Here is a 22,725-nt window from a genome sequence, read left to right on the forward strand (position 1 = left end):
GCGTCGGGAGAGCTGCCGCTCAACACGCACGGGGGGCAACTGGGCGAGGCGTATCTGCACGGGATGAACGGGATCGCGGAGGGCGTGCGGCAGATCCGCGGCAGCGCCGTCAACCAGGTGCCGGATGCGGCACGGGTGCTGGTGACGGCGGGCACGGGCGTGCCGACCTCCGGGCTGATCCTGGGCGCGGACGGCTGAGCGCGGCGGCCGCAGGGAGGGGGTGCGTGTGCGGCCCCGGAGGATGACTCAGACGGCTGAATCCCCGGGGTGTCCGGGCGAGCCTGAGCCGTCCGGACCCGTCCACTCGCTTCACTCGGCGCATGCGTCAGAAAAGTCACACAATGCGACGGCCGGTGCTGTTTCTCGTGGCCCTCTTCTCGCTGCTGGCGGGCGCGGTGCCGCCGGTCGCCGCGGAGACCTCCACCCGGGCCCGCGCGGCCGCCGCCGACCCGCCCTCGCTCATCCGGGGCGACCCGCGCCGCTTCGGGGCGCGGATCTTCACCGGCCGCGCCTTCGACACCTGCCAGGCCCCGCCGTACGCCACCATGCGGGCCTGGAAGCGCTCCTCCCCGTACGGCGCGGCCGGCGTCTACATCGGCGGCCGCGGCCGCGGCTGCCCGAACCAGCGGTATCTGACGCCCTCCTGGGTCCGCGACGTGCACCGGCTGGGCTGGCGGCTGCTGCCGCTGTACGTCGGCTCCCAGGCGCCCTGCGTCATCGCGTCGCACAAGCGCAAGTTCGCCATGAGCCACAGCTCCCCCTACCAGCGCGGCGTGCGGGAGGGGCAGGACGCGGTGCGGCAGGCGCGGCGCCTGGGCATGGCGCCGCGCAGCGCGGTCTACCTCGACATGGAGGCGTACCGGCTCAGCGACCGGCGCTGCGCCGACACCACGCTGCGCTTCGTCCAGGGCTGGAACACCGCCGTGCGCAAGGAGCGGTACATCCCGGGCTTCTACAGCAGCGCCGACTCGGGGATCGCGCACCTGGAGCGGGCGCGGGCGGCGGGCGCGCGGCGGCTGCCGACGGCGCTGTGGTTCGCGCGCTGGGGCGTGCGGGCCTCCACCCAGGACGAGCCCCGGCTGCACCCCCGGGCCTGGCAGCCGCACCGGCGGGCCCACCAGTTCGCGGGGAACGTGAAACGGACGTACGGTAGCCGTACGCTCACGATCGACCGCAATGTCGTGGACGCGCCCGTCGCGGTGCTGGGCTGACGGCCGCGCGGCAGGCCGCCCAGCGGGTTTGGCGGCCGTGCGGCGGGCTGTACCGCAAGCCGTATCGCGGGCCGTACCGTGGGCCGTGCGGCGGCCGTGAGCAGGGGCGTACGCCGGGCTCCTGTGGGAACCCTGAGGCGCCCCTTAGGCGCCCCTGAGCCCGCCCCTGATCCGCTCGGTGGACGCCCTCCACCTTCAGGAGGTGTAGGCAGCACCACCCGTACGCCCTGAGGCGGACGCGTCATCGGGACCTCCGGGCGATCCGTGGTACCCCCCACGACTTCTAGCTTTGAGGCATGACCACGCCTGGGACCGTCCGGACCACCCGGACCACAGCGACGAAGCACGCGGGTAACCCTCCCGTGCCCCCAGGCCCGGGGGGAAACGCGGGGAACGCGGGGGATTTGGTGGGCACACAGCTGACGTTCGCGTCGTACGTGGAGGCACGGGGGCCGGTGCTGCTGCGCACCGCGCGCTCGCTCACCGCCAACCCGTCCGACGCGGAGGACCTGCTCCAGACCGCGCTCACCAAGACCTACCTCGCCTGGGAGCGGATCGAGGACCACCGGGCGCTCGACGGCTACGTCCGGCGGGCACTCGTCAACACCCGCACGTCGCAGTGGCGCAGGCGGAAGGTCGACGAGTTCGCCGTCGACGAGCTGCCCGAGCCCGACCCGCTGCCCGCGCCGGACCCGGCCGAGCAGCAGGCCGTACGGGACGCCATGTGGCGGGCCGTGCTGAAGCTGCCCGCTCGGCAGCGCGCGATGGTCGTCCTGCGGTACTACGAGGACCTGAGCGAGGTCCAGACGGCCGCGGTGCTGGGGGTCTCGGTCGGCACCGTGAAGAGCGCCGTCTCGCGCGCGCTCGCCAAGCTGCGGGAGGACGCGCAGCTGGCCTCGGACGTGCTCGGCGCCCAGGAGGACCACCAGACGGCAGCCTGACGGGTGCACGCCAGGCGGCGCGACGATCGCATGGAGCGGCTTCCACGGACGGCCCGAAGAAGGCCAGTGGAGGCATCATGCAACAGGAACGGCCCTGGGCCGTTGCGTTCGGTGGCGCGGACGACGAGGGTCATGGTGCCCAGCACGGCGGCGCTGGTCAGGGGGAGGGCGGTCCTGAGCGGCTGGCCTCCGTGCTCCTGGAGAGCGGTGCGCTCGCCGCCGAGTGGCTGCCCGCGTACACGGCCGTCCCCCGGGAGAGGCTTGTGCCCGTCGTCCTCCAGCAGCCAGCCCACCCTGGTCCTCTCCATGCTGGCCGCATTGGACGTGGCCGAGGGGCACAAGGTGGTGGAGATCGGCACGGGGACGGGCTGGAACACGGCGCTGCTGTGTGAACGGCTCGGCGGCGACCAGGTGTTCACCAGACGCGCCCCGGTGGCGTGATCCTGGCTCCCTGTGCGCCGGCGTACGGCGGCGTTCATGCGGCTACGCCAGCAGCGTTCCGAGCGGCTGCACACCCGGGAGTACCTGGAGGGCGAGGACCGGCCCGCAGGCGGCGAGCGTTCCGGCACCGCTCTGTCGCCGGAAGACGTGGGCGACTGGCTGCCGCTGATGGCAGGCATGCGCCCTGGCTCGACTCGCCGCACAATCCCGTGCAGCTCACGGACGACGAGTAGCCCGTCCGAGGCGAGGCGCTTCGTAAAGAGCTGTCCACGGGTAGTGACATACCGCTTGGTATGCCGTAAGAATCGGCGGAAACCTACCCGCGCGTAATCACCACTCGGGAGGCTCCGCGATGCAGAGCACCATGCAGGACGTACCGCTGCTCATCTCCCGGATCTTGACCCACGGGTCGACGATCCACGGCCAGTCGACGATCACCACGTGGACCGGCGAGGGGGAGCCGCGGCGGCAGACCTTCGCGGAGACCGGCGCCCGCGCCGCACAGCTTGCACACGCTCTACGCGACGAACTCGGCGTGACCGAGGGAGCCCCTGTGGGCACGCTGATGTGGAACAACAGCGAGCACACCGAGGCGTACTTCGCCGTCCCCTCCATGGGCGCCGTGCTGCACACCCTCAACCTGCGGATGCCCGCGGACCAGCTCGCCTGGATCGTGAACCACGCGGCCGACCGCGTGCTCCTCGTCAACGGCACGCTGCTGCCGCTGCTGGCGCCGCTGCTGCCCCGCCTGGAGTCGGTCGAGCACATCGTCGTCGCCGGCCTGGGCGACACGTCCCTGCTGGACGGCTGCGCGCCCCGGGTGCACACCTACGAGGAGCTGCTGGCCGACCGTCCCACCGCCTACGACTGGCCCCAGCTGGACGAGCGCACCGCTGCCGCCCTGTGCTACAGCTCCGGCACCACCGGCGACCCCAAGGGCGCCGTCTACTCCCACCGTTCCGTCTATCTGCACTCCATGCAGATCAACATGGCGCAGGCCATGGGCCTGACAGACAAGGACATCACACTCCCCGTCGTTCCGATGTTCCATGTGAACGCCTGGGGCCTGCCGCACGCCGCACTGATGACCGGCTGCAGCCTGCTGATGCCGGACCGGTTCCTGCAGCCGGCGCCGCTCGCCGAGATGATCGAGAAGGAGCGCCCCACGCACGCCGCCGCCGTGCCCACCATCTGGCAGGGGCTGCTCACCGAACTGGACGCCCGCCCGCGCGATGTGAGCAGCCTCGGCTGGGTCACCATCGGCGGCTCCGCCTGCCCGCCCTCCCTGATGTCGGCCTTCAAGGAGCGGCACGGCGTGGTGGTGCGCCAGGCGTGGGGGATGACCGAGACCTCGCCGCTGGGCAGCATCGCGCATCCGCCCCGCCGGCTGCTCGTCGGCGACGAGCAGCACTACTGCCTCACCCAGGGCCGCTTCATGGCGGGCGTCGAGGCCCGGCTGGCGGCCCCGGACGGCGGCTTCGCGCCCTGGGACGGGCAGTCCGAGGGCGAGCTGGAGGTGCGCGGGCCGTGGATCGCCGGTGCGTACTACGGGGGCGTGGACGGCGAGCCGCAGCGCCCCGAGGACCGGTTCAGCCCGGACGGCTGGCTGCGCACGGGCGACGTCGGCACCATCACCCCGGACGGCTACCTGTCGCTGACCGACCGGGCCAAGGACGTCATCAAGTCGGGCGGTGAGTGGATCTCCTCGGTGGCGCTGGAGAACGCCCTGATGGCGCACGACGCGATCGCCGAGGCGGCGGTCGTCGCCGTGCCGGACGAGAAATGGGGCGAGCGCCCGCTGGCCGCCGTGGTGTTCCGGGAGGGCGAGCCCCCCGTCCCGTATGACGACCTGTGCGCCTTCCTGGGGACGCAGGTGGCCCGCTGGCAGCTTCCGGAGCGCTGGACGACGGTGGGCGCGGTGCCGAAGACGAGCGTGGGGAAGTTCGACAAGAAGGTGCTGCGCAAGCAGTACGCGGACGGGGAGCTGGACGTCGTGCGGATGCACTGAGAGCGTGTTTTTGAGCCCTGGTCAGTGAGTCCGCCCCGGCGGGGTGATCGGGGTCGTGGCGAAGGGCGCGAAGGCCCGGTGGTACTGCCGGGAGTGCGGGATCGCGCTGCCGGTGACGAAGGCGCCGGAGGCGGTGTTCTGTTCGGGTCGGTGCAGGTCGAAGCGGTGGCGGCGGTGAACCGGGCTCGGCGGCGTGGGGTGGCGATGCAGCGTGGTGATCAGGCGGAGTGCCCGGTGTGCGGCAGGTCGTGGACGGTCGGGGGGGCCGGCAGCGGTCGGCCACGTATTGCTCGCCGCGGTGCCGGACGCGAGCCTGGCGTCTCGGCGGGCGTAACGCGATTCCGTCACGGTGACGCCGTAGCCGAACACCCCAGGTCAGCGCCGGGGCGCAAGCGCTTCTGCCGGGCCTTGGCGTGCTTCGAGTGCCGTTCCTTTGCGCCCAGTGCTCCCTGCCGCGCCTGTCGTGATCTCGTCACGCTGGGCTGCGACCAGGGCCGATGTCATCGCGCTCGTGCGGGTGTCCAGACCGGCCCGAGGCGGCGAGGGGTGGTCACCATGTCGGACCGGGTCGGGAACGTCACGCGAGAGCGTGACGAACAGATCGTGGCGGAGCCCGCTAGCTGATCGCGGAGATGGCGCGGGCGCAGTTCGCGCTGGGCGACAAGACGCTGGAGATCGAGCCGATCCGTGGCCATGGGGGTTCGACGGCCCGGAGCGAGGACGAGCTGTTCACCGTGGAGGAGTCCCTCGCGTTGTTCGCGGACGATATCGGGGTCGCGGCCTCGACCGTGAAGGACTGGCGCTGGACCGCCTCGCGGTGGCCGGCCGCCAAGCGCCAGGAGGGCGTGTCCTTCACGAGCCACCGCATCCTGGCTTCGATCAGCGACGATGCGGAGCGGTGGGCGCAGATCCTGGACCCTCCGTTCAACCCCCGCACGGGGGCGCGCAGGTGGTCGGCGGACGGAGCCAAGCGGCTGGTCGGTCACCGGGTGGACCGGCCGACCACGGTCGAGGAGAAGGTCCAGGTGGTCACCGACCTGACCCGGGACGAAGAGGTGGCGCGCCAGGCCGCCGTGGATCTGCTGCGGCGCCCGCGCGTGGCCAGCGAGGTCGCCCCGGCCGAGCGGGTGCGGGTCGTCGAAGAGCTGGCCCGGGACGAAGAGGTCGCCGAGCAGGTCACCCGGCACATGCTGCACCGTCCGGCCGTTGCCCGGCAGGTGATGCGGGATGACACCGCCCGTCTGCTGGTCAACCGCGCCCAGTTCGACAACTCCGAAGCCACACAGGAGACGGTCCGCGAGCGGACCCCGGCCGTTCGCAAGGTCGAGCACACGATGGAGTACCTCGACCTGGTCGGCTCCTGCCACAGCTTCGTCGCCTCGCTCGGCCGCCTGGTGCCCCGGATGCGAGGCCAGGAGTTCACCGAGGACGAGCGCGAGACGATCCGCCGCTCGGTGGCGAAGGTCCGCGCCGCGGCGGACTGGCTGGAAGCGGCCAACGACTCCGGTGAGTTCACCCTGGGCGAGCAGCTCCTCCAGCTCCTCAAGGGCGAGTAGCCGTGCCCCGCACGACCAGGCCCCTTTCGGAGTACTACGGCGACCTGGTCCGCGTCGCGCTGATGGAAGCGCGGCCGGCCGGGCTGCACGGCAAGCAGCTCGTCGCCGCCACCCAGCTCACGCCCTCCCGTGTCGCCCGCGGCATCGCCCACATCCGGGACGTCGCCGCGGCCGAACACCTCACCCCGATCATCTGGACGAGGAAGGACGGGCTCGGATCTTGGCCTGGGATCGGTTTACGGCCTGCTGGCCGACGGAGAGGTTCGCCCAGCGGCCTCGGTAGGGCACACGGACTGCGGCTCCTGCGCCTTGGTGGGCATTGTCCGCCCAACATGTGATGCCGGCAGAGGCGAGTGTGTCCACTATGCCGTGCTCACGGGCCGTCCGGACGTCGTGGCCGCACCGGGCAGGGCCGGCGAAGCCCACATCAGGCGGCCTGCGGGAACGGCGATGACCTGCATGTTCATGCCGTGCTTCTGGTGTTTTCCGAGTAGAGGGGTCGGTCGGCTGCGATCCGGTCCATCAGGAGAAGTGTCCCGTCGACCTGGACGAACGCCTTCCGCGAAGCGGCGCGGGCTGCCGCGTCCAGCGACGGAGCGAGCGCGGCGAGGATGTCGACGGCTTCGGTGATGTAGCGGTAGGCGGTCGTGGTGCCGATGCCGAACCCGGCGGCGAGTTGGGCGTAAGGGTGCCCGTTGCGCAGGTGGGCGAGGGCGAGGAGTGCTTGACGGCCGACGTTCAGGCGCCGCCGGCGGCTCCCGATCGTGCGGCGACGTGCCCGAAGGTGGCCGCCGAGGAAGCGAAGGTGCGAGCTGGACAGGTCCAACCCAGACGGGTGGACAAGCATGCGAAGCCTCTGGTCGGTACCGGGTGATCTTGGTCGAAAACCCGTCTACCAGGGGCTTCACCCATCTGTCACCCCAACGCGCCCAACGCGAGGACAAGTTTGAAAGGGCTCAGTGGCATCGTAGTCCCGAGCCGGCGCCGCAGCGCGGTAGGACTCCGCCGACCGGATGAGCGAGGTCGCCGACCGTGCCGACGTCGAGCATCATCGATCCGAACCACCGGTCGGTACAGGGCCGGTGGCCGGTGGACACCGGACCCAGCCCGGCGGAGGACGTGTTCAGTGATCCTCGCGGAGCGGTCCGGTGTCGTTGAGTGCGATGCGGACGTCGCGGGTGAAGGCGGTGATGTCGTCGAGTCCGAATGCTGTGTGCTGGAGGACGAAACCGTGCAGCAGCGCCATCACCACTCGTGCGCCTCGATCGGGGTCCAGTGCGGTCGGCACGCTGCCCGCTCGCTGGCCGTTGCGGAGCGCCTCCGCGATGCGTCCGCGTACGTCCTCGAAGCCCGCTCGGGCCTGCTGTCGCAGCGCTTCGTGCCGCAGCAGGAGTCCCCATGCCTGGACGGCGCAGCGCAGCAGTTCCTCGACGGTGACGGCCTGACCCGCCGCGTCGACGGTGTCCTCACCGCTCACCGGGTCGATCGCCGCCGCGACCAGGTCGGCTACCGTCACGGCGGCGGCTGTGTCGGCGAGGCGCTCGACGGGCGCGAACATCATCCGGAACGTGTCGCCGGCGATTTCGAGGATGATCTCTTCCTTGCCGGCGAAGTAGCGGTAGGGGGCGCCGACCGACACGCCTGCTTCGGCGGCGATGTCGGGCATCGAGGTCTGGTCGAAGCCGTCGCGCGAGAAGCGGCGACGGGCCGCCGCCACGATCCGCGAGCGGTTGGCCGCCCGGCGTTCGGCGGTGATGCGGGGCATCGGCCACACCCTCTTCCATCAGCGAACGATCATTCACCTTGACAGTAGCATCCGGCATCGCCAGAATAAAAGTGAAAGATCATTCATCGATAACGGCAGGGGCTTGTGCCGGCTGCTCCGCAGCTCAAGGCGGGCATGCGCCGGCACGAGTACGCCGAGTCGCATTTCGACGGGCGACTTGGGGCCGCATCACCTGACGCCCCACCACCTTGGTCACCGACGCGGTCGCCGCCGCGCTGCGCCGCCCCAGACCCACGCACCCCTGACGTAACGATCCGGAAAGGTCCTCCGACAAGATGTCCACTCGCACCACCTCACGGCGCGCGATCCGGCGACGCGCGCTGGTCACCCTCACCACGATGTCCGCCGCTCTGGCCGCGTTCACGTTCCCCGCCGGCGCCACGACTGTCGCCGCCGCAACGACCACTGTCGACCAGTGCCCCTATCTCGAGAGCGCTGCACACACCGCCGTGCCGCACACCGTTGCGACCGCCGCGCACACCGACGCCCGCACGATCACGATCGACGACACGTGCGCCTACCCCGAAAGCGTCGCGGCCGACCACGACTACATCTACACCGGCAACATCAGCAACGGCACCATCTACCGCGGGAGGATCGGGGCGAAGACACTTGAGCCGTTCCTTCCCGGTGGTCAGGACGGCCGCTCCCAGGCCACCGGGATCAAGACCACCGGCAACCGCCTGCTGGTGGCGGGCGCCTTCAAAGGGAACTTCTTCGTCTACACCAAGACCGGGAAGCTCGTCTCCTCCTACAGCGTGCCCAAGTCCACCGACCCGACCCTCGTGAACGACGCAGCGGTCGCCGCCAACGGGGACGTCTACATCACAGACTCGTTCCGGGCCGTGGTGTACCGGATCCCGGCGGCTGAGGTGCATGCCCCGGCCACCGGCGTCCACCGGACCCTCCAAGTCGCCTATCACCTGCCGGACTACGTGCCCGACCAGTCCAACGGCAACGGCATCGTCACCAGCCCCGACGGCAAGTCGCTGATCATCGGCTATTGGTCCAGCGGCGCGCTCTACCGGCTCACCCTCGCCACCGGCGAGATCCGCAAGGTCGACGCACCGCCCCTGCACAGCGCGGACGGCATCGCGCGGCGGGGGAACACCCTGTACATCGCCCGCTCGGTCGACAACACGATCGCCACCGTGCGCCTGTCCCGTGGCGGCACCCGCGGCACCGTCGTCTCTGAACGCACCTATCCGGGAGCCGACACCACCACCGGCATCGCCGTGGTCAGGAACCGGTTGGTGGTGACCAACTCCCAGATGGACACCTTCCTGTACCACGATCCGCTGACCAGCTCGGTATTCACCCTCGCAAGCCTGCCGGTGCACTGACCCGCCAAGGCCGTTCCGCGAGCCTGGCCAGGTTCGTGGAACGGCACCTGTGAAGACCAACACGGGCACCGCTGCTACCTGCGCCGCTGTCAGCATCCGACACCTCGACGACGGCTCGTACCTAAGGACGTTCCCTTATGAATAAGCTCGCACTCGTCACCGGCGCGACGTCCGGTATCGGCAAGGCTTTCGTCGAGCGTTTCGCCGCCGACGGCCACGACCTGATCATCGTCGGCCGCCGCCGGGACCGCCTCGATCAGTTCGTCTCCGATCACCCCGACGTCAGGGTGCGCGCGGTCCTTGCAGACCTGTCGACCGAGGAGGGCATAGACACCGTCGCCGCGTACTGTGCCGACGAACCCGTGGACATACTGGTCAATAACGCCGGTGTGTCCCACTACATGCCGCTGGCCGACTTGCCCGCCGACAAGGCCCGCGAACTGGTCTACGTCAAGGTCCTCGCTCCTACCCAGCTGATGCGCGCTGCCGTCGGCGGCATGCAGCACCGCGGCGCGGGCACGATCATCAACGTGGCCGGCATGGTCGCCTTCAGCGGACCCGCCGACAAGTCCGTCATGCCGCGCCGCGCTGTCTACGCAGGCACCCTCGCGCACCTCGTGGCCATGTCCCAGACCCTCGGCGCCGAGTTGGCGGGCACCGGCGTTCACGTCCACGTCGTATGTCCCGGCGTGGTGGCCACCGAGTTCCACTCCTCGCAGGGCATGAACCTCAGCGCCATACCCCGCATGAGCGCCGACGACCTCGTGACCGGCACGCTGCGCGGCCTGGAGCTCGGCGAGGCCGTCATCGCACCCGGAGTCGAGGACTATCAACTGCTCACGGACGTCTTCACCGCCGACCTCGCAGCGTTCGGCGGCCAAAGCCCAGACGTGGCCAACCGTTACCAGGCCGACTGACGAAGCAAGAGGCTGCGAAGCAAAGCAGCATGCCGGCCCATGTCACGGGCAGCCAATTCGAGCCCCCAAGGCCGAGCCGCCGAGATCCAAAGCACTACCAGCGATGAGGAAGCGGCACATGAGCGATCTGGACCTGCGTATCGCGAGTTCCCGGTACGACACCACCGAGGCGCTGTTCAACGGGACGGTAGCAGTAGCCGGAGTGCGGAGCACCACGATCTCGACCGCGGCAACCCTGCCCGGGGTCTTCGATTACCTCGTGCATGGGAACGTCGACGTGTCAGAGTTCGGTCTCACTTTCCTGCTGCGGGCCCTTGACCAAGGCGTCCCGTACGCCGTCATCCCGGCTTTCCCCGTGCGGATGTTCCGGCACTCAGCCGTGTTCGTGAACGCCCACAGCGGCATCACAGGGCCCACCGACCTGGTCGGCAAGAACATCGGCGAGTTCGGTGTCTACGGCCAGGACCCCGGCGTCTGGATCAAGGGCATCCTCGCCGAGGACTACGGATTCCGGCCCGAAGACAATCGATGGGTGATCGGCGGGCTGAACCATCCCGCGCCGCCGTTCGAGTTCACCACCCACCCGCGCCCCGACGGTGTCGACATCACCACCACGCCTGAGGGCAAGTCGCTGTCTACCATGCTCGACACCGGCGAGATCGACGCGCTGTTCACGGCCAACGCACCACAGCCGTTCCTGGACGGCTCGCCGAACATCACCCGGCTGTTCCCGGACTACGAGCCGATCGAGCGAGATTACTACCGCCGGACCCGGAACTTCCCGATCATGCACGCCGTCGTGGCCCGCCGCGGGCTGCTGGACGCCCACCCCGGACTCGCCCGCGCCGTCTACAACGCCTTCTACGACGCGAAAGAAGCCGGTGCCGATCGCTACCGGCGGTTCCGTCGTCTCTACCAGACCCCGGTGATGCTGCCCTGGGCTAACGCGCTCATGGAACGGAACGACGAGTTGTTCGGGCACGACTGGTGGCCCTACGGGGTGAAGGCGAACCTGCACACGCTCGACGCTTTCCTGCGCTACCACTACGAGCAGGGGCTCTCCGCGCGCCGCTGGACCGTCGAGGAGATCGTCGCCCCGGAACTGCTGGACACATGACCACGCCGCATCTCGACATAGCCGTCACCGGCTACGACAACACGCGGGCCCTGTTCGACGGCACCGTGACGTTCGACGGCCTCAACGTCACCCTGCACAGTCCCGCCATTCCCGAGATCTTCGCCGGAATGGCCGCTGGCGAGTTCGACCTCGCCGAATTCGGCCTGACCCACTACCTGCGCGCATTGGACGCCGGCACGGATCTCCTCGCCCTCCCGGTCTTCCCCGCACGGGTGTTCCGGCATTCCAGTGTCTTCGTCAATACGACCAAGGGGATCACCGGCCCGGCGGACCTCGTCGGCCGCACGATCGGCGAGTTCGGCATCTACGGTCAGGGTTCGGGTATCTGGGCGAAGGGCATCTTGGCCGAGGACTACGGCTTCGCGCCGGAGAGCAACCGCTGGGTCATCAGCGGGCTCGAGACTCCGCTCACTGCCGGTTTCGAGTTCACCACCTGCCTCGCCGGTTCGCCGAACATCGCCCCGCTGTTCACTGACCACGAGGCCCGAGAACGAGACTGGTATCGCCGCACCGGCATCTTCCCGATGATGCACACCGTCGTCGCGCGCCGCGAACTGTTCGAGGCCAATGCCGGCCTGGCCCAGAGCCTGTACCGGGGTTTCGTCGCGGCCGTTCCACGACTTTCAGGACATCACCGACCCCCGGATGAACGAGGCCGCATGACGGGCCCACGATCTGTGGCGGGCCTACGCCGCACGCGACCGCACCGCGGTCGCCGAACACCTCGCGCACCTGGAGGAAGACCAACTGGAGTTCGCCAGGGGCGAGACCGCGAACTTCTACAACGACACCCTCCAGATGCTCCGGGACACCGGCCGCCCGTACGTCCCAGCGTCCCTCGTGCGAGAAGTCGACGCCCTGGCCCGCTTCGCGCCGACCGAGCACGAGTTCGCCGTCACCACGGCTGCCCGCCAGTCGGCCCGGGGCGAGCTGACGATGCGAGAGCTGATCGACGGAGGTCGTCCCGTCGGCGGGGTGGGTTTTCGGCTCTTCGATGTCGGCGTCGTCTCCGCGATCGCACTGCATTCTTGATCGATCGATCCAGATCGACTACGGTGGGCGCATGGCGAGGACCCGGGAATTCGACACCGAGGCGGCGGTGAGTCGCGCGATGGAGCTGTTCTGGGTGCGCGGATACGAGGCGACCTCGGTGCGCGACCTGACCCAGTGCCTCGGGATCGGACAGGGCTCTCTGTACGCCGCGTTCGGCGGCAAGGACGGCCTGTACCGGGCTGCACTGGAGCGCTACCGCGCCACCTTCGCGGCGGCCGCCCTGCGCAGCCTCGAAGAGGGGACGGGTGCCCGATCGGCGATCCGCGCGCTACTGGTCGAGCGGATCCGGATCGCTGTCGAACATGGCGGCAGGGGCTGCCTGTTGGTCAATGCCGCCACCGAGCGCCTGCCACAGGACCAGCCGACCCGGCGTACCGTGCAGGACGTACTGGGCGCCAACCAGAACGCGCTCGCTGACCTGCTGCGAGCGGCGGCGGAGCGCGGCGAGCTCTCGACGCGGCACGACCCGCCCGCCCTCGCCGCCTTCCTCGTCACGTTCCTCAACGGGCTCCTCGTCTCCGCGAAGATCACTCCGGACGCCCGCGCCCTCGAACCCCTCGTGGAGGTCGCGCTGACCACGCTCGACTGATTTCTTCATGCCGGAATATGTATCGATCGATCCAGATAAGCGCCCGGCGCAACAGCGATGCCGGCGATGCTGCCTACGCCTCGTGCCACGACACCGGATGCCCCATGGCCCCTCGCTCACCGTGACCGCACCAGCCCTCGGCGGTGGCCGAGGGAGCAACTTCCCGAGGTGAGCACCGTGACCTCCCGCGAGTTCTTCGCGAGACACCCCAGAAAGGTGGAGAAGGAATGATTTTCGACCATCACGAGAAGCCCGTTCGCACAGGCCGGGCCACCGTCAACGGAACGAGTCTGCACTACCGGACAGGCGGGTCCGGGCCGGCCGTGGTGCTCCTGCACGGCGTGCCGAAGACCAGCTACCACTGGCGGCACCTCGTCCCGAAGCTGACGCCGCACTACACCGTCGTCGTGCCCGACCTCCGTGGCCTCGGTGACTCCGCACGTCCCGCAGACGGCTACGACTCCGCGACGATGAGCGACGACATCGCCGCGCTGATGGGCCACCTCGGACATGACACCTACAGCGTGATCGGAGAGGACTGGGGAGCAGTGATCGGCTACCAGCTCGCCGCCCGGCACGGCGATCACGTCAACGCCCTGATCTTCGCCGAGGCGCTGTTCCCCGGGTTCGGCTTCGAGGACCACACCGCACTCACGCCGGAAAACGTCGCGAGCGGCATGCACCTGTGGCACCTGGGCTTCTACTTCCAGCCGGACGTGCCCGAGATGCTCATCGCCGGACACGAACGCGAACTGATCACCTACATGATCAAATACGAGCGCAGCCACCCGGACTCCGCCACCCCCGACGCGATCGAAGAGTACGTGCGCTGCTACTCCATGCCCGGTGGCATCCGCGCGATGCTGTCGATCTACCGGGCGATGCTCGTCGACGCCGAGCAGAACCGGCAAGCAGCCCGGAAGAAGCTGGACATCCCGGTGTTGGCCCTCGGCGGCTCGGCCTTCATCGGCGACCGCAACGAGTCCCAGATGAAGCTGTTCGCCCACGACGTCACCGGCCACGTCTTCAACGCCGGACACGACCTCGCCGAGGAGGTACCCGACGAGATGGCCGAAGTCGTACTGCCCTTCCTGGCCAAGCAGAGGTAACCGCAAGACCACGGCGCGACCCGACGCCGCATGGTGACACCACCAAGGCACACCCGGCAGGTCAACGCTGAGATCAACGCCGAGCTGAGCACGAGAGCGGCCGGCGGAAGCGCTCAGGTCCGGCAGCGGCGATGAGTGGTCAGTCGTCGTGGAGGCCCCGCTCGTCACGGCCGTCGTGGTGGTGGGCTTCAAGGCATCGCGGTGTGTCCGGGCCGACGGTCTCGCCGGGGGTGGGGTGTCTCAGCGCACCCGTAGGGCGAGTTTGCCGCCGGGCTTGCCGGACAGGCTCAGCTCGGCTGCCTCGCGCCACTGCTCCAGCGGGTACGTGCCGGCGAGCGGGATGGAGAAGTGACCGTCGGCCGCCATCCGCCCCTACTCGCCCAGGACGTGGTGGTGGTACTCGTGGCCTTCCTCGCCGGACTGGAAGCGCACGCCCAGTTCCTGAGCTGCAGCGAAGTCGCTCATGGTCAGGGCGTCTTCGGGTTTGGCGACGGTGCGCACGATCTTTGGCAGGGAGTTGCTGACCGGGGCGGCGTCGAAGTCCAGGTCCGCGGGGCCGCCGGCGAGCTCGCGTACCCGTTCGGCCATTCCCCCGCCGTAGCCGGTGACCTCGGCGCCCAGTCCGCGTAGCGCGTCGGCGTGGGTCGTTCCGTCGGTCGCGACCACCCGGGCGCCGTAGCGCAGGGCGATCTGGGTGGCGGCATAGCCCACGGTGCAGCCGGCTCCGTGCACAAGGACGGTCGGATCGTGCGCGGCGTCGCGGCGCACGCCCGCGGCGCCCGGCTCGGCCGTCCGCCCGCGATGGGCGAGGAGGAGATCCGGCACGCTCGCGCGCTGCTCGCCCGTCCGGAGAACAGCACCTCGTCCATTGCGAAGCTGTTGGGCGTCTCGCGGAACACGATCTACCAGTACGTCCCTGAGCTGGCGGCGGGCCGCGACTCCCTCGTCGCCGGGAACGCTCCTGCTCTGCCCTCACCTCGCTCCTGAGCGTCGGTCGCGCGGAACCGCCATCAGCGACAAGCTCCTGGCCTGGGCAAGTTCTACTTTTCGGCCCTCAGACGAGGGCCGAAAAGTAGAACCGACGGTCTACGACGGACCGCGCCGATGGTCGTGGAACTACGCGGGGAGCGCAGTGACGCAGCGCGGCAAGGGGGTGAGTCCGTGCAGCAACGCGCGCTGCGGCTGTGGCCTCGCGGGCGCCGAGGAGCAGTACCTCGACACTGCGCCCGTGGTCCCAGCGTTCTGCTTCCTCGGCCGCGTGCTCCGGGCACGCCGGGACGCGTACGTCGACGCATCCGTCGTACACGACGACGCGCACCCGCTCGTCTCCGGAGCAGGGGCCGGTGCCGCCTCGGCGGCATCCGCCGACGGCGGCCTGGCGCGCGGTCCGCACCAAGCGCATGGCCGCGGGCAGCAGGTCGTTCGCGGCGTCGCCGACGGGCTGGTGGCAGGAGCGGGCCCGCAGCGTCTCCATCTGCTCGCCGACGGCGCGGGCGCTGTCGAGCCCCCGCCCGTCGTCGTCAGCGTGCGCGGTCGCCAGGAGCTGCCGGACCTCGGCGGCGTCGGGTGCCGTCGGCAAGCACGGTCGTCTCGACCTGGTGGGCGATGTGTGCGGCGAGCGCGCGCACTTCGGCGACGCTGGGGTCGTCGGGCCAGTCGGTCGAGTCGTACGCCGTGGTCATCGTGGTGTCCTCTCGGTCAGAAGGGCGGACGGGTCTACGCCGGCCCGGCCGGACACCCCCGCTGCCTCCGGTCGGCCTCAGCCGCGTCGCGTATCCGTGGGGAGCCGGGCCCGGTGGCGTGCCACCCGGCCGTCCCCCGCCTCATCTCCACCCCCGGCGCCCCGGGCAAGACGGCGCCGGCCGCCGTCCGCCGGGCACGGCCCGCGGTCAGCTCCCGTTCACGGACGCTTCGACGATCGAGAAGGGGGTCGGGGTGGGCACGACACGGTCGAGGGTGAGCCCGGCCCGTTCCAGCAGGGTGCGGAACTCCGGCTCGGTGCGCTCCCGGCCTGGCAGCATGCCGAGCATGGTCAGGTCGATCATCTTCATCATGTGGGGCGTGTCGCCGGGCGGGATCACGCCCTCCAGCACCAGCAGGCGGGCGCCCGGGTTCGCGGCCTTGCGGATCGACTCCAGGATGCGCAGACAGGAGTCGTCGTCCCAGTCGTGCAGGACGAAGCCGAGCGCGTAGACGTCGGCCGCGGGCACCGACTCGAAGAAGTCGCCGGCCGTGAACGTGATCCGGCCGCTCAGGCCCTGTTTCGCGAGGTTCGAGGTGGCCGCCGGTTCGACCGCCGGGAGATCGAGGATGACGCCCTTACGCTCCGGCCGGTCCGCGAGCAGTTGCACCAGCACCGAACCGTCCGCGCCGCCTATGTCCGCCACGACCCGGCCGGGCGGAAGCTCGTACCCGTCGAACATGCCCTCCCGAGCACCGGTCATGTTGGCCATCGCGCGGGTCATGAGCTCCGCTCGCGCCGGGTCCTCGGACACCCACTCGAAGAATGGCTTGCCGAAGTGCCGCGTCGCGCCCGGAACCCCGGTCCGGACCGTCTCCAGCAGACTCTCGAACGGCGCGTAGTGCGTCTCCATCCACAGCTCGGCCATGCCCGCCAGCGACCCCGGATGGTTGCGCGACAGCAGCGCGCCCAGCGGCGTGGTGGCCACCAGGTCGCCCTCGCTGCGGAAGACGCCGACCATGGTCAGCGTGCGGATCAACCGGCCGAGCGGGTCCGCCGACGTGCCGCTGCGCTCCGCGAGGTCGGCGACGGTACGCGGACCGTCGTCCAGCATGGTGCAGATGTCCAGCTTCGCGGCGACGTAGAGCGCCTGCGAGACCTGGAAGCCGCCGAGCAACTGCGTCATCGCGACGCCGGGCGGTGGGGTGGGTGCGGACATGGGTGGTCGGTCCTTTCCGGGGGGACGGTTCCGCACGACCCTAGGAGCGGCCGGTTCCCGTGCCGTTCACGTGCGATAGACGGCCAGTTCCGCGATGATCGCCGCCGCCCTCGGGTCGTCGGACCCGCCCGCCGCCGCCAGGGCCCGCCGGTAGGCCGCGTCGGCCTGGTCGTACCGGCCCGCGTCGCGGTGCACGTCGCCGAGCGTGCGCAGCGCGACCGCGGCGAGGGCGTGCGCGCCGACCCGGAGGTAGACCTCCGCGGAGCGGGTGAAGCTCAGCTCCGCCGCCTCGTGGTCGCCGAGCCCGGCCTGCGCGCTGCCGAGCGTGTGCCAGGTGTCGGCCAGCGAGTACGGCCCGAGCCCTTCGCCGGACGCGAGCGCCGCCCGCGCGTGCGCGAGTGCGGGGCCGAACCGGCCGAGCCGGATCTCCGACCAGCTCACCGAGTTGAGCGCCGAGGCACGGTAGCTCGCCGCGGTGCCGGGCGGATACATCTCCAGCAGGCGTTCGGCCAGCTCAAGTTGCGGCTCGTGGTCACCGGCGCAGTCCAGGACCCAGATTTCGAAGCGGTGCGTCTCGGCCAGGAACTCCCGCGCCCCCGCGGCCTCGAAGCCCTCGGCCGCCCGCCGTAGCTGCTCGCGGGCCGCGGAGTACCGGCCCAGGTTCGCCTCCACGAGCGCCAGACCGCGCCGGGAGTGTGCCTCGGCGAGCCGGTCCCCCAGGCGTTGCGCCGCCGCCAGTCCGAGCTGCTGCGACGTCTGGAGGTGGTGCCAGAGGCCCTGCCTGCTCAAGAAGTCGCGCAGCGCCCAGGCCAGCCGCCACGAGTGCCCGTCGAACCCGTCCCGGTGGGCGAGATCGTGCGCGGCGAGCAGTACCGGGTACTCGTCCGCGAACCACGTGGCGGCGTCCGGCGACGGTGCCGAAACCACCACGCCCGGCAGCGCGGGCGGGAGCGGGATCCTGGGCCGGGCCGTGAAGACGGCCATGACCGCCTCGCACGCGGTGTGCAGACAGTGGTCGAGCAGCCGGTGCACGGCCTCCCGGCGCTCCTGGTCGCCGGACCACGGCAGCCCGGCGGCGAACGCGCGCACCAGGTCGTGCGCGGCGAACCGGCCCGGCCGGTGCTCGACCAGCAGCGCCGCCGCGACCAGCGCCCGCAGCAGCGTGCGGGTGTGCGGCTCCGGCAGCGCCAGCATGCTCGCCGCAGCGGCGACGCTCACGTCCGGGCCGGGGTGTGCGCCCAGGACGCGCAGGGCGCGGGCGGCTTCCGGTTCGAGCGCGCGGTACGACCAGGAAAGGACCGAGCGCACCTCGTCGTCGGCGCCCGCGAAGGCGTCCAGCGTGCCGTGCGCCTCGCGCAGTTCGGCGGCGATCGCGGACAGCGGCAGGTGCTCCTGCGCCACGGCCCGCGCCGCGACCACGGCCAGCGCCAGCGGGAGGCCGCCGGTACGGGCGACGATCTCGCGCGCCGCGACCGGCTCGGCGCGTGTCCGGTCCGTGCCGACCCGCGCCACGAGCAGCGCCAGCGCCTCCTCGTCGTCCGGCGGTCGCAGCACCAGCGGCCGGGCACCGACCCGGGCGAGCAGCGTCGGAAGCGTCCCCCTGCTGGTGATGACGGTCAGGCCGGGGCCGGCGCCGGGGAGCAGGTCGCGCACCTGGTCCGCCCCCGCGGCGTTGTCCAGCAGGATCAGCAGCCTGCGCCCGGTGGTCAGCGTGCGGAACAGTCCGGCGCGCACCGCGAGATCGCCGGGCACGTCGGCGGGCGCCACCCCGAGCGCCTGGAGGAACCGGTCGAGGATCTCCCCGGGCGGCGTCGGCTCCCCGCCGGGGCCGAATCCGTGCAGGTCCGCGTAGAGGTGACCGTCGCCGAACCGGTCGGCGATCCGGTGTGCCCCGTGCAGCGCGAGCGTGGTCTTGCCGACCCCGGCCATGCCGGAGATCACCACGACGCCGCCGGCCGACAGCGCGTCCATCCGGCGCAGCTCCTCCTCCCGGCCGACGAACGCCGCGCTGGGCGCCGGCAGCTGCGCCGGTACCGAGGAGGCGGCCGGGGCAGCCAGCAGCGTCTCGTCGGCGTGCAGGATCCGGCCGTACAGCTCCCGCAACCGGGGGCCCGGATCCACCCCGAGTTCGTCGCGGAGCAGCTTTCGGCACTCCTGGTAGGCGGCGATCGCGTCCGCCTGGCGGCCATCTCGGTACAGCGCCGTCATCAGCAGCAGCCGCAGGTGCTCGTCCAGCGGATGGGTGTCCACCAACGACCGCAGTTCCGGCAGGATCCGCTGCTCGCGGCCCAGTTCGAGGTCGACCTCCAGCAGGCTGCGCCGCGCCGCCAGGTGCCGCCCGTCCAGTACCGTCCGGTGCCGGTCGACGCCGGGGCCGGTGACCCCGCTCAGCGCGGGCCCGCGCCACAGCGCCAGCGCCTCGCGCAGCCGGTCCCCGGCGGTGTCGGGATCACCCCCGGCGCGCGCCCGTTCCGCCGCGCGGACGGCGTCGGCGAACGTGTCCGCGTCGAGCGTGCCCGGTGCGAGCGTGAGCGCGTACCCGCGCCGGGACGATTCGACGGTCAGCTCGTCGCCGAGCAGGCGGCGCAGGTGGTGCACGTACTTGCGGATGACCGGTACGGCGCTGGCCGGTGCCTCGCCCTCCCAGATCTCGGCGGCCAGCGCCGCCGCCGACAGGGGGACACCCTCTGCCAGCACCAGGGCGGCGAGCAGCGCACGCTGTTGCGGTGGCCCGAGCGGCACCTCGACCCCGTCCCGCCGCACGGCGAACGGGCCGAGCACCTCCACCCGGATCATCCGGCCACCTCCCTCGACCTGCGGCATGTCCACATTCTCCCTCGCCACCGGATGGTCGGTGTGCGCTGCCGCTGGACGGAGTGAGCGCCGGTTCCCGGTAGCCGGGGACGGGGTTCAGGACTGCGGACAGTTATCAACGAGTATCGGCCACGCAAAAATTCCGCCACTCCGTGAACTTCTACCGCAGTGACCGCGGCCCACCCCAGTGTCCACGACCGCATGGAGGAATGATGACGTCATGGCGTTCCCGTATCGGCGTCGGTCTCGCCGTCGGTGCCGCGATGGTCGGGATCCCGCTCACCGCCACCAGCGCCTCCGCTGTCCCGCCGCCCGGCGCCGGCTGGGTGGTCGTCGGCGGCGACAAGCCGTCGAACCCCCATGGCCACGGATCGGCTCGATCTCCAGCGCCTTGTCGCCCAGCGCGAACTGCGCCCGCGCCATCTCCGCGATCAGCTCGCGGGCTCCGCCACGATCTGTTCGTCACGCTCTCGCGTGACGTTCCCGACCCGGTCCGACATGGTGACCACCCCTCGCCGCCTCGGGCCGGTCTGGACACCCGCACGAGCGCGATGACATCGGCCCTGGTCGCAGCCCAGCGTGACGAGATCACGACAGGCGCGGCAGGGAGCACTGGGCGCAAAGGGACGGCGCTCGAAGCACGCCAAGGCCCGGCAGAAGCGCTTGCGCCCCGGCGCTGACCTGGGGTGTTCGGCTACGGCGTCACCGTGACGGAATCGCGTTCCGCCCGCCGAGACGCCAGGCTCGCGTCCGGCACCGCGGCGAGCAATACGCGGCCGACCGCTGCCGGTCCCCCCGACCGTCCACGACCTGCCGCACACCGGGCACTCCGCCTGATCACCACGCTGCATCGCCACCCCACGCCGCCGAGCCCGGTTCACCGCCCGCCACCGCTTCGACCTGCACCGACCCGAACAGAACACCGCCTCCGGCGCCTTCGTCACCGGCAGCGCGATCCCGCACTCCCGGCAGTACCACCGGGCCTTCGCGCCCTTCGCCACGACCCCGATCACCCCGCCGGGGCGGACTCACTGACCAGGGCTCAAAAACACGCTCTGACGGGGCGGCGCTCAGCGCACCGCACAGCACGCGCCGTCTGGCGTGGTTCAGCTTGCGCCGATCTTCGTCAGGAGGTCGACGATGCGGGACTGCACCTCGGAGTTCGTCGACCGCTCGGCCAGGAACAGCACCGTTTCACCGGAGGCCAGCCGCGGCAGCTCGGCCGGGTCCATGTCGGCGGATGTGTAGACGACGAAGGGCGTGCGGTTCAGCAGGCCGTTCACGCGCAGCCAGTCGATGATTCCGGCGCGGCGGCGGCGTACCTGCATCAGGTCCATGACCACCAGGTTCGGACGGACCTGCGCGGCGACGTTCACCGCTTCGGCGTCCGTCGGCGCGTGCGCCACCTGCATACCGCGCCGCTCCAGGGTGGCGGCGAACGCGCCCGCGATGGCCTCGTGCTCCTCGACCAGCAGCACGCGCGGCGGATGCTGTTCGCTGTCCCGTGGGGCGAGCGCCTTGAGCAGGACCGCCGGGTCGGCGCCGTACGCCGCCTCCCGGGTGGCCTGCCCCAGCCCCGCCGTCACCAGCACCGGCACCTCGGCCGCCACCGCGGCCGTGCGCAGGGACTGCAGCGCCGTCCTGGTGATCGGGCCGGTCAGCGGGTCCACGAAGAGCGCCGCCGGGTACGCGGCGATCTGCGCGTCCACTTCCTCGCGCGAGTGCACCAGCACCGGCCGGTAGCCGCGGTCGGAGAGCGCCTGCTGGGTGGAGACGTCGGGCTCCGGCCAGACCAGCAGCCGACGCGGGTTGTCGAGCGGCTCGGGCGGCAGCTCGTCGTCCATGGCCTGCGGGGACAGGTTCAGCCCGCGTCCGTTCGTCACCTCGACCGGGCTGTCCGGACCGTCCAGTGGCTCCGGCTCGTCCGGCAGCCCCGGCGTCCCGGAAGGCCCGATGCTGAACTCGCGGGCGGGCGTGTTGCCGTTCGGGGGCGTGGCCTGCTGCGGAACGGGGTGCTGTGCGCCGGCGGACGCGCCGCCGCCCGCGCCTGGCGGCCGCTGCTCGGCCTCGCCCTTCTCCTGCGGGTGTGCCAGCTTCCGCCTGCGGCCCGAACCGGGCGCGGGCTGCGGGGTGGAGGGCGTGGACGGTATGGCGGGCGCGGGTGACGGGGTGGCCGGGGTGGCCGGGCCCTGGCTCTGGCTGTGGCCCTGGCCCTGCCACCCGTGTACTGCCTGTTCGGCGATCCGCTGGTGGTACGGCAGCCCCTGGCCGAGCGTGCGGACGCGGGGTCCCTGGTCCTCGTCGTGCGGCGAGGTCCGGCCCGGCTCCGGCAGGGCCAGCCCCTGCTGTCGGGGGTCCTGTCGGGGGTCCTGCTGGGCGGACTGCTGGGGGAAGGAGCTGCCCCCCAGGATGGGGCTGGCGGCGACGACCGAGGGTTCGACGTGTTCGCCCTGCTCGACGTGTTCGGCCTGTTCGCTCCCCGGCTGTTCGGTGGCGGACGGGTCGGGAGACGGGGACATGTGCTGCTGCTCGGTCTCGGCGGGGGGCACCGGCTGGAGCGGGTGCGGCTCGGCGAGCGGCTCCGTGGCCGGGGGCTCGGGGCTGGGCCCGGCTCCGACCGGCCCGATCGCGCCGACCGGCCCGATCGCGCCGTCCGTATCGGCCGTGGCCGGGGCGCCCTCCGGGACCTTCGGGTCCGGCCCGGCGTCGCCGGTGGCAGGCGGCAGTGCGAAGGGCGCGTGCTGGGGGCCCTGCTGGGCTTCCGCCTGGGCGCGCGCCCGCGCCTGCGCCGCCGCGATGCGCCGGGCGCGACGTCCTCCACCCTGCGCCGCCGGGCCCTCCGGACCGCCGTCCGGAAGGGCGGGCAGGCCCGGTTGCTCGCCATCGCCACCGCTCCCGGTGCTCTCGTCGGCCGGGGCC

21 protein-coding genes and 1 pseudogene are annotated in these 22,725 nt (G+C 71.3%); 13 read left to right on the forward strand and 9 right to left on the reverse strand.

Annotated features, from left to right (window positions below; all coding sequences use genetic code 11):
* The 6 genes from G5C65_RS09285 to G5C65_RS09310 all read left to right on the forward strand — a co-directional run.
* On the forward strand, positions 1-198 hold a 198-nt coding region (locus tag G5C65_RS09285; RefSeq protein WP_420903296.1), incomplete at its 5' end, for a thiolase C-terminal domain-containing protein.
* A 155-nt stretch (positions 199-353) separates the two neighbouring features.
* Entirely contained in the window at positions 354-1,211 is an 858-nt protein-coding gene (locus tag G5C65_RS09290) for a glycoside hydrolase domain-containing protein (RefSeq protein WP_338146292.1), read from the forward strand.
* Between the two features lie 296 nt (positions 1,212-1,507).
* Positions 1,508-2,152 (forward strand): SigE family RNA polymerase sigma factor, encoded by a 645-nt coding sequence (locus G5C65_RS09295; protein ID WP_241265669.1) that lies wholly within the window; start codon positions 1,508-1,510, stop codon positions 2,150-2,152.
* Positions 2,153-2,458: 306 nt separating this feature from the next.
* On the forward strand, positions 2,459-2,593 hold the full coding sequence (locus tag G5C65_RS39085) for a hypothetical protein (protein WP_338146293.1): 135 nt from the start codon (positions 2,459-2,461) through the stop codon (positions 2,591-2,593).
* Positions 2,594-2,945: 352 nt separating this feature from the next.
* Positions 2,946-4,601 (forward strand): long-chain fatty acid--CoA ligase, encoded by a 1,656-nt coding sequence (locus G5C65_RS09305; protein ID WP_165298251.1) that lies wholly within the window; start codon positions 2,946-2,948, stop codon positions 4,599-4,601.
* Between the two features lie 632 nt (positions 4,602-5,233).
* Positions 5,234-6,157 carry a DUF6192 family protein gene (locus G5C65_RS09310; RefSeq protein ID WP_241265670.1) on the forward strand — a complete coding sequence of 308 codons (924 nt, stop codon included), beginning with the start codon at positions 5,234-5,236 and terminating at the stop codon, positions 6,155-6,157.
* 210 nt (positions 6,158-6,367) lie between these two features.
* On the opposite strand, the pseudogene G5C65_RS09315 reads toward G5C65_RS09310, so the two are convergent.
* Both G5C65_RS09315 and G5C65_RS09320 read right to left on the reverse strand, forming a co-directional pair.
* Positions 6,368-7,004 (reverse strand): annotated as a pseudogene (locus tag G5C65_RS09315) (transposase family protein); the annotation flags it as partial.
* A 276-nt stretch (positions 7,005-7,280) separates the two neighbouring features.
* The gene (locus G5C65_RS09320) at positions 7,281-7,922 is read right to left on the reverse strand and encodes a TetR/AcrR family transcriptional regulator (RefSeq protein ID WP_165298252.1); all 642 of its coding nucleotides are present in this window, start codon (positions 7,920-7,922) and stop codon (positions 7,281-7,283) included.
* 296 nt (positions 7,923-8,218) lie between these two features.
* On the opposite strand from G5C65_RS09320, the gene G5C65_RS09325 reads away from it, so the two are divergent.
* The 6 genes from G5C65_RS09325 (at position 8,219) to G5C65_RS09350 (ending at position 14,092) form a co-directional block, all read left to right on the forward strand.
* Positions 8,219-9,286: an SMP-30/gluconolactonase/LRE family protein gene (locus G5C65_RS09325; RefSeq protein WP_165298253.1), complete on the forward strand. Its 1,068-nt coding sequence runs from the start codon at positions 8,219-8,221 to the stop codon at positions 9,284-9,286.
* A gap of 137 nt (positions 9,287-9,423) precedes the next feature.
* Entirely contained in the window at positions 9,424-10,203 is a 780-nt protein-coding gene (locus tag G5C65_RS09330; RefSeq protein ID WP_165298254.1) for an SDR family NAD(P)-dependent oxidoreductase, read from the forward strand.
* A 118-nt stretch (positions 10,204-10,321) separates the two neighbouring features.
* Positions 10,322-11,320 carry a substrate-binding domain-containing protein gene (locus G5C65_RS09335; protein ID WP_206441430.1) on the forward strand — a complete coding sequence of 333 codons (999 nt, stop codon included), beginning with the start codon at positions 10,322-10,324 and terminating at the stop codon, positions 11,318-11,320.
* Positions 11,321-12,139: 819 nt separating this feature from the next.
* On the forward strand, positions 12,140-12,373 hold the full coding sequence (locus G5C65_RS09340; RefSeq protein WP_165298255.1) for a hypothetical protein: 234 nt from the start codon (positions 12,140-12,142) through the stop codon (positions 12,371-12,373).
* A 31-nt stretch (positions 12,374-12,404) separates the two neighbouring features.
* Positions 12,405-12,983 carry a TetR/AcrR family transcriptional regulator gene (locus G5C65_RS09345; protein ID WP_165298256.1) on the forward strand — a complete coding sequence of 193 codons (579 nt, stop codon included), beginning with the start codon at positions 12,405-12,407 and terminating at the stop codon, positions 12,981-12,983.
* A 227-nt stretch (positions 12,984-13,210) separates the two neighbouring features.
* Entirely contained in the window at positions 13,211-14,092 is an 882-nt protein-coding gene (locus G5C65_RS09350; RefSeq protein WP_165298257.1) for an alpha/beta fold hydrolase, read from the forward strand.
* A gap of 240 nt (positions 14,093-14,332) precedes the next feature.
* Here the strand turns inward: G5C65_RS09350 and G5C65_RS40085 are convergent, their stop codons facing one another.
* Entirely contained in the window at positions 14,333-14,458 is a 126-nt protein-coding gene (locus tag G5C65_RS40085) for a hypothetical protein (RefSeq protein WP_277608006.1), read from the reverse strand.
* A 6-nt stretch (positions 14,459-14,464) separates the two neighbouring features.
* The gene (locus G5C65_RS38465; RefSeq protein WP_206441431.1) at positions 14,465-14,803 is read right to left on the reverse strand and encodes a zinc-binding dehydrogenase; all 339 of its coding nucleotides are present in this window, start codon (positions 14,801-14,803) and stop codon (positions 14,465-14,467) included.
* 15 nt (positions 14,804-14,818) lie between these two features.
* On the opposite strand from G5C65_RS38465, the gene G5C65_RS40090 reads away from it, so the two are divergent.
* Positions 14,819-15,079 carry a helix-turn-helix domain-containing protein gene (locus G5C65_RS40090; protein WP_338146294.1) on the forward strand — a complete coding sequence of 87 codons (261 nt, stop codon included), beginning with the start codon at positions 14,819-14,821 and terminating at the stop codon, positions 15,077-15,079.
* 67 nt (positions 15,080-15,146) lie between these two features.
* Here the strand turns inward: G5C65_RS40090 and G5C65_RS09365 are convergent, their stop codons facing one another.
* From G5C65_RS09365 to G5C65_RS09385, 5 genes are all read right to left on the reverse strand, one after another.
* Positions 15,147-15,671, reverse strand: coding sequence for a hypothetical protein (locus G5C65_RS09365; protein ID WP_165298259.1), 525 nt, complete (start codon positions 15,669-15,671; stop codon positions 15,147-15,149).
* Positions 15,613-15,774 carry a hypothetical protein gene (locus tag G5C65_RS09370; RefSeq protein WP_165298260.1) on the reverse strand — a complete coding sequence of 54 codons (162 nt, stop codon included), beginning with the start codon at positions 15,772-15,774 and terminating at the stop codon, positions 15,613-15,615. The genes G5C65_RS09365 and G5C65_RS09370 overlap by 59 nt, the downstream gene beginning before the upstream one ends.
* Positions 15,775-15,981: 207 nt before the next feature.
* Positions 15,982-16,992 carry a methyltransferase gene (locus tag G5C65_RS09375; RefSeq protein WP_165298261.1) on the reverse strand — a complete coding sequence of 337 codons (1,011 nt, stop codon included), beginning with the start codon at positions 16,990-16,992 and terminating at the stop codon, positions 15,982-15,984.
* A gap of 66 nt (positions 16,993-17,058) precedes the next feature.
* On the reverse strand, positions 17,059-19,815 hold the full coding sequence (locus tag G5C65_RS09380) for an AfsR/SARP family transcriptional regulator (protein WP_165298262.1): 2,757 nt from the start codon (positions 19,813-19,815) through the stop codon (positions 17,059-17,061).
* Between the two features lie 1,097 nt (positions 19,816-20,912).
* On the reverse strand, positions 20,913-22,725 hold a 1,813-nt coding region (locus G5C65_RS09385), incomplete at its 5' end, for a response regulator (protein ID WP_478501600.1).

Origin of the sequence: Streptomyces boncukensis (assembly GCF_011045075.1) — a bacterium.
Taxonomy (GTDB): Bacteria; Actinomycetota; Actinomycetes; order Streptomycetales; family Streptomycetaceae; genus Streptomyces; species Streptomyces boncukensis.

Excerpts from the sequence above, each read along its gene's own strand:
- G5C65_RS09305 (WP_165298251.1), top strand. The coding sequence starts at position 2,946 with ATGCAGAGCACCATGCAGGACGTACCGCTGCTCATCTCCCGGATCTTG.
- G5C65_RS09380 (WP_165298262.1), bottom strand. The coding sequence starts at position 19,815 with ATGCCGCAGGTCGAGGGAGGTGGCCGGATGATCCGGGTGGAGGTGCTC.
- G5C65_RS09370 (WP_165298260.1), bottom strand. The coding sequence starts at position 15,774 with ATGACCACGGCGTACGACTCGACCGACTGGCCCGACGACCCCAGCGTC.
- G5C65_RS09340 (WP_165298255.1), top strand. The coding sequence starts at position 12,140 with ATGCTCCGGGACACCGGCCGCCCGTACGTCCCAGCGTCCCTCGTGCGA.
- G5C65_RS09350 (WP_165298257.1), top strand. The coding sequence starts at position 13,211 with ATGATTTTCGACCATCACGAGAAGCCCGTTCGCACAGGCCGGGCCACC.
- G5C65_RS09310 (WP_241265670.1), top strand. The coding sequence starts at position 5,234 with ATGGCGCGGGCGCAGTTCGCGCTGGGCGACAAGACGCTGGAGATCGAG.
- G5C65_RS09335 (WP_206441430.1), top strand. The coding sequence starts at position 10,322 with ATGAGCGATCTGGACCTGCGTATCGCGAGTTCCCGGTACGACACCACC.
- G5C65_RS09330 (WP_165298254.1), top strand. The coding sequence starts at position 9,424 with ATGAATAAGCTCGCACTCGTCACCGGCGCGACGTCCGGTATCGGCAAG.
- G5C65_RS09375 (WP_165298261.1), bottom strand. The coding sequence starts at position 16,992 with ATGTCCGCACCCACCCCACCGCCCGGCGTCGCGATGACGCAGTTGCTC.
- G5C65_RS09345 (WP_165298256.1), top strand. The coding sequence starts at position 12,405 with ATGGCGAGGACCCGGGAATTCGACACCGAGGCGGCGGTGAGTCGCGCG.
- G5C65_RS40085 (WP_277608006.1), bottom strand. The coding sequence starts at position 14,458 with ATGGCGGCCGACGGTCACTTCTCCATCCCGCTCGCCGGCACGTACCCG.
- G5C65_RS09320 (WP_165298252.1), bottom strand. The coding sequence starts at position 7,922 with ATGCCCCGCATCACCGCCGAACGCCGGGCGGCCAACCGCTCGCGGATC.
- G5C65_RS09325 (WP_165298253.1), top strand. The coding sequence starts at position 8,219 with ATGTCCACTCGCACCACCTCACGGCGCGCGATCCGGCGACGCGCGCTG.
- G5C65_RS09295 (WP_241265669.1), top strand. The coding sequence starts at position 1,508 with ATGACCACGCCTGGGACCGTCCGGACCACCCGGACCACAGCGACGAAG.
- G5C65_RS39085 (WP_338146293.1), top strand. The coding sequence starts at position 2,459 with ATGCTGGCCGCATTGGACGTGGCCGAGGGGCACAAGGTGGTGGAGATC.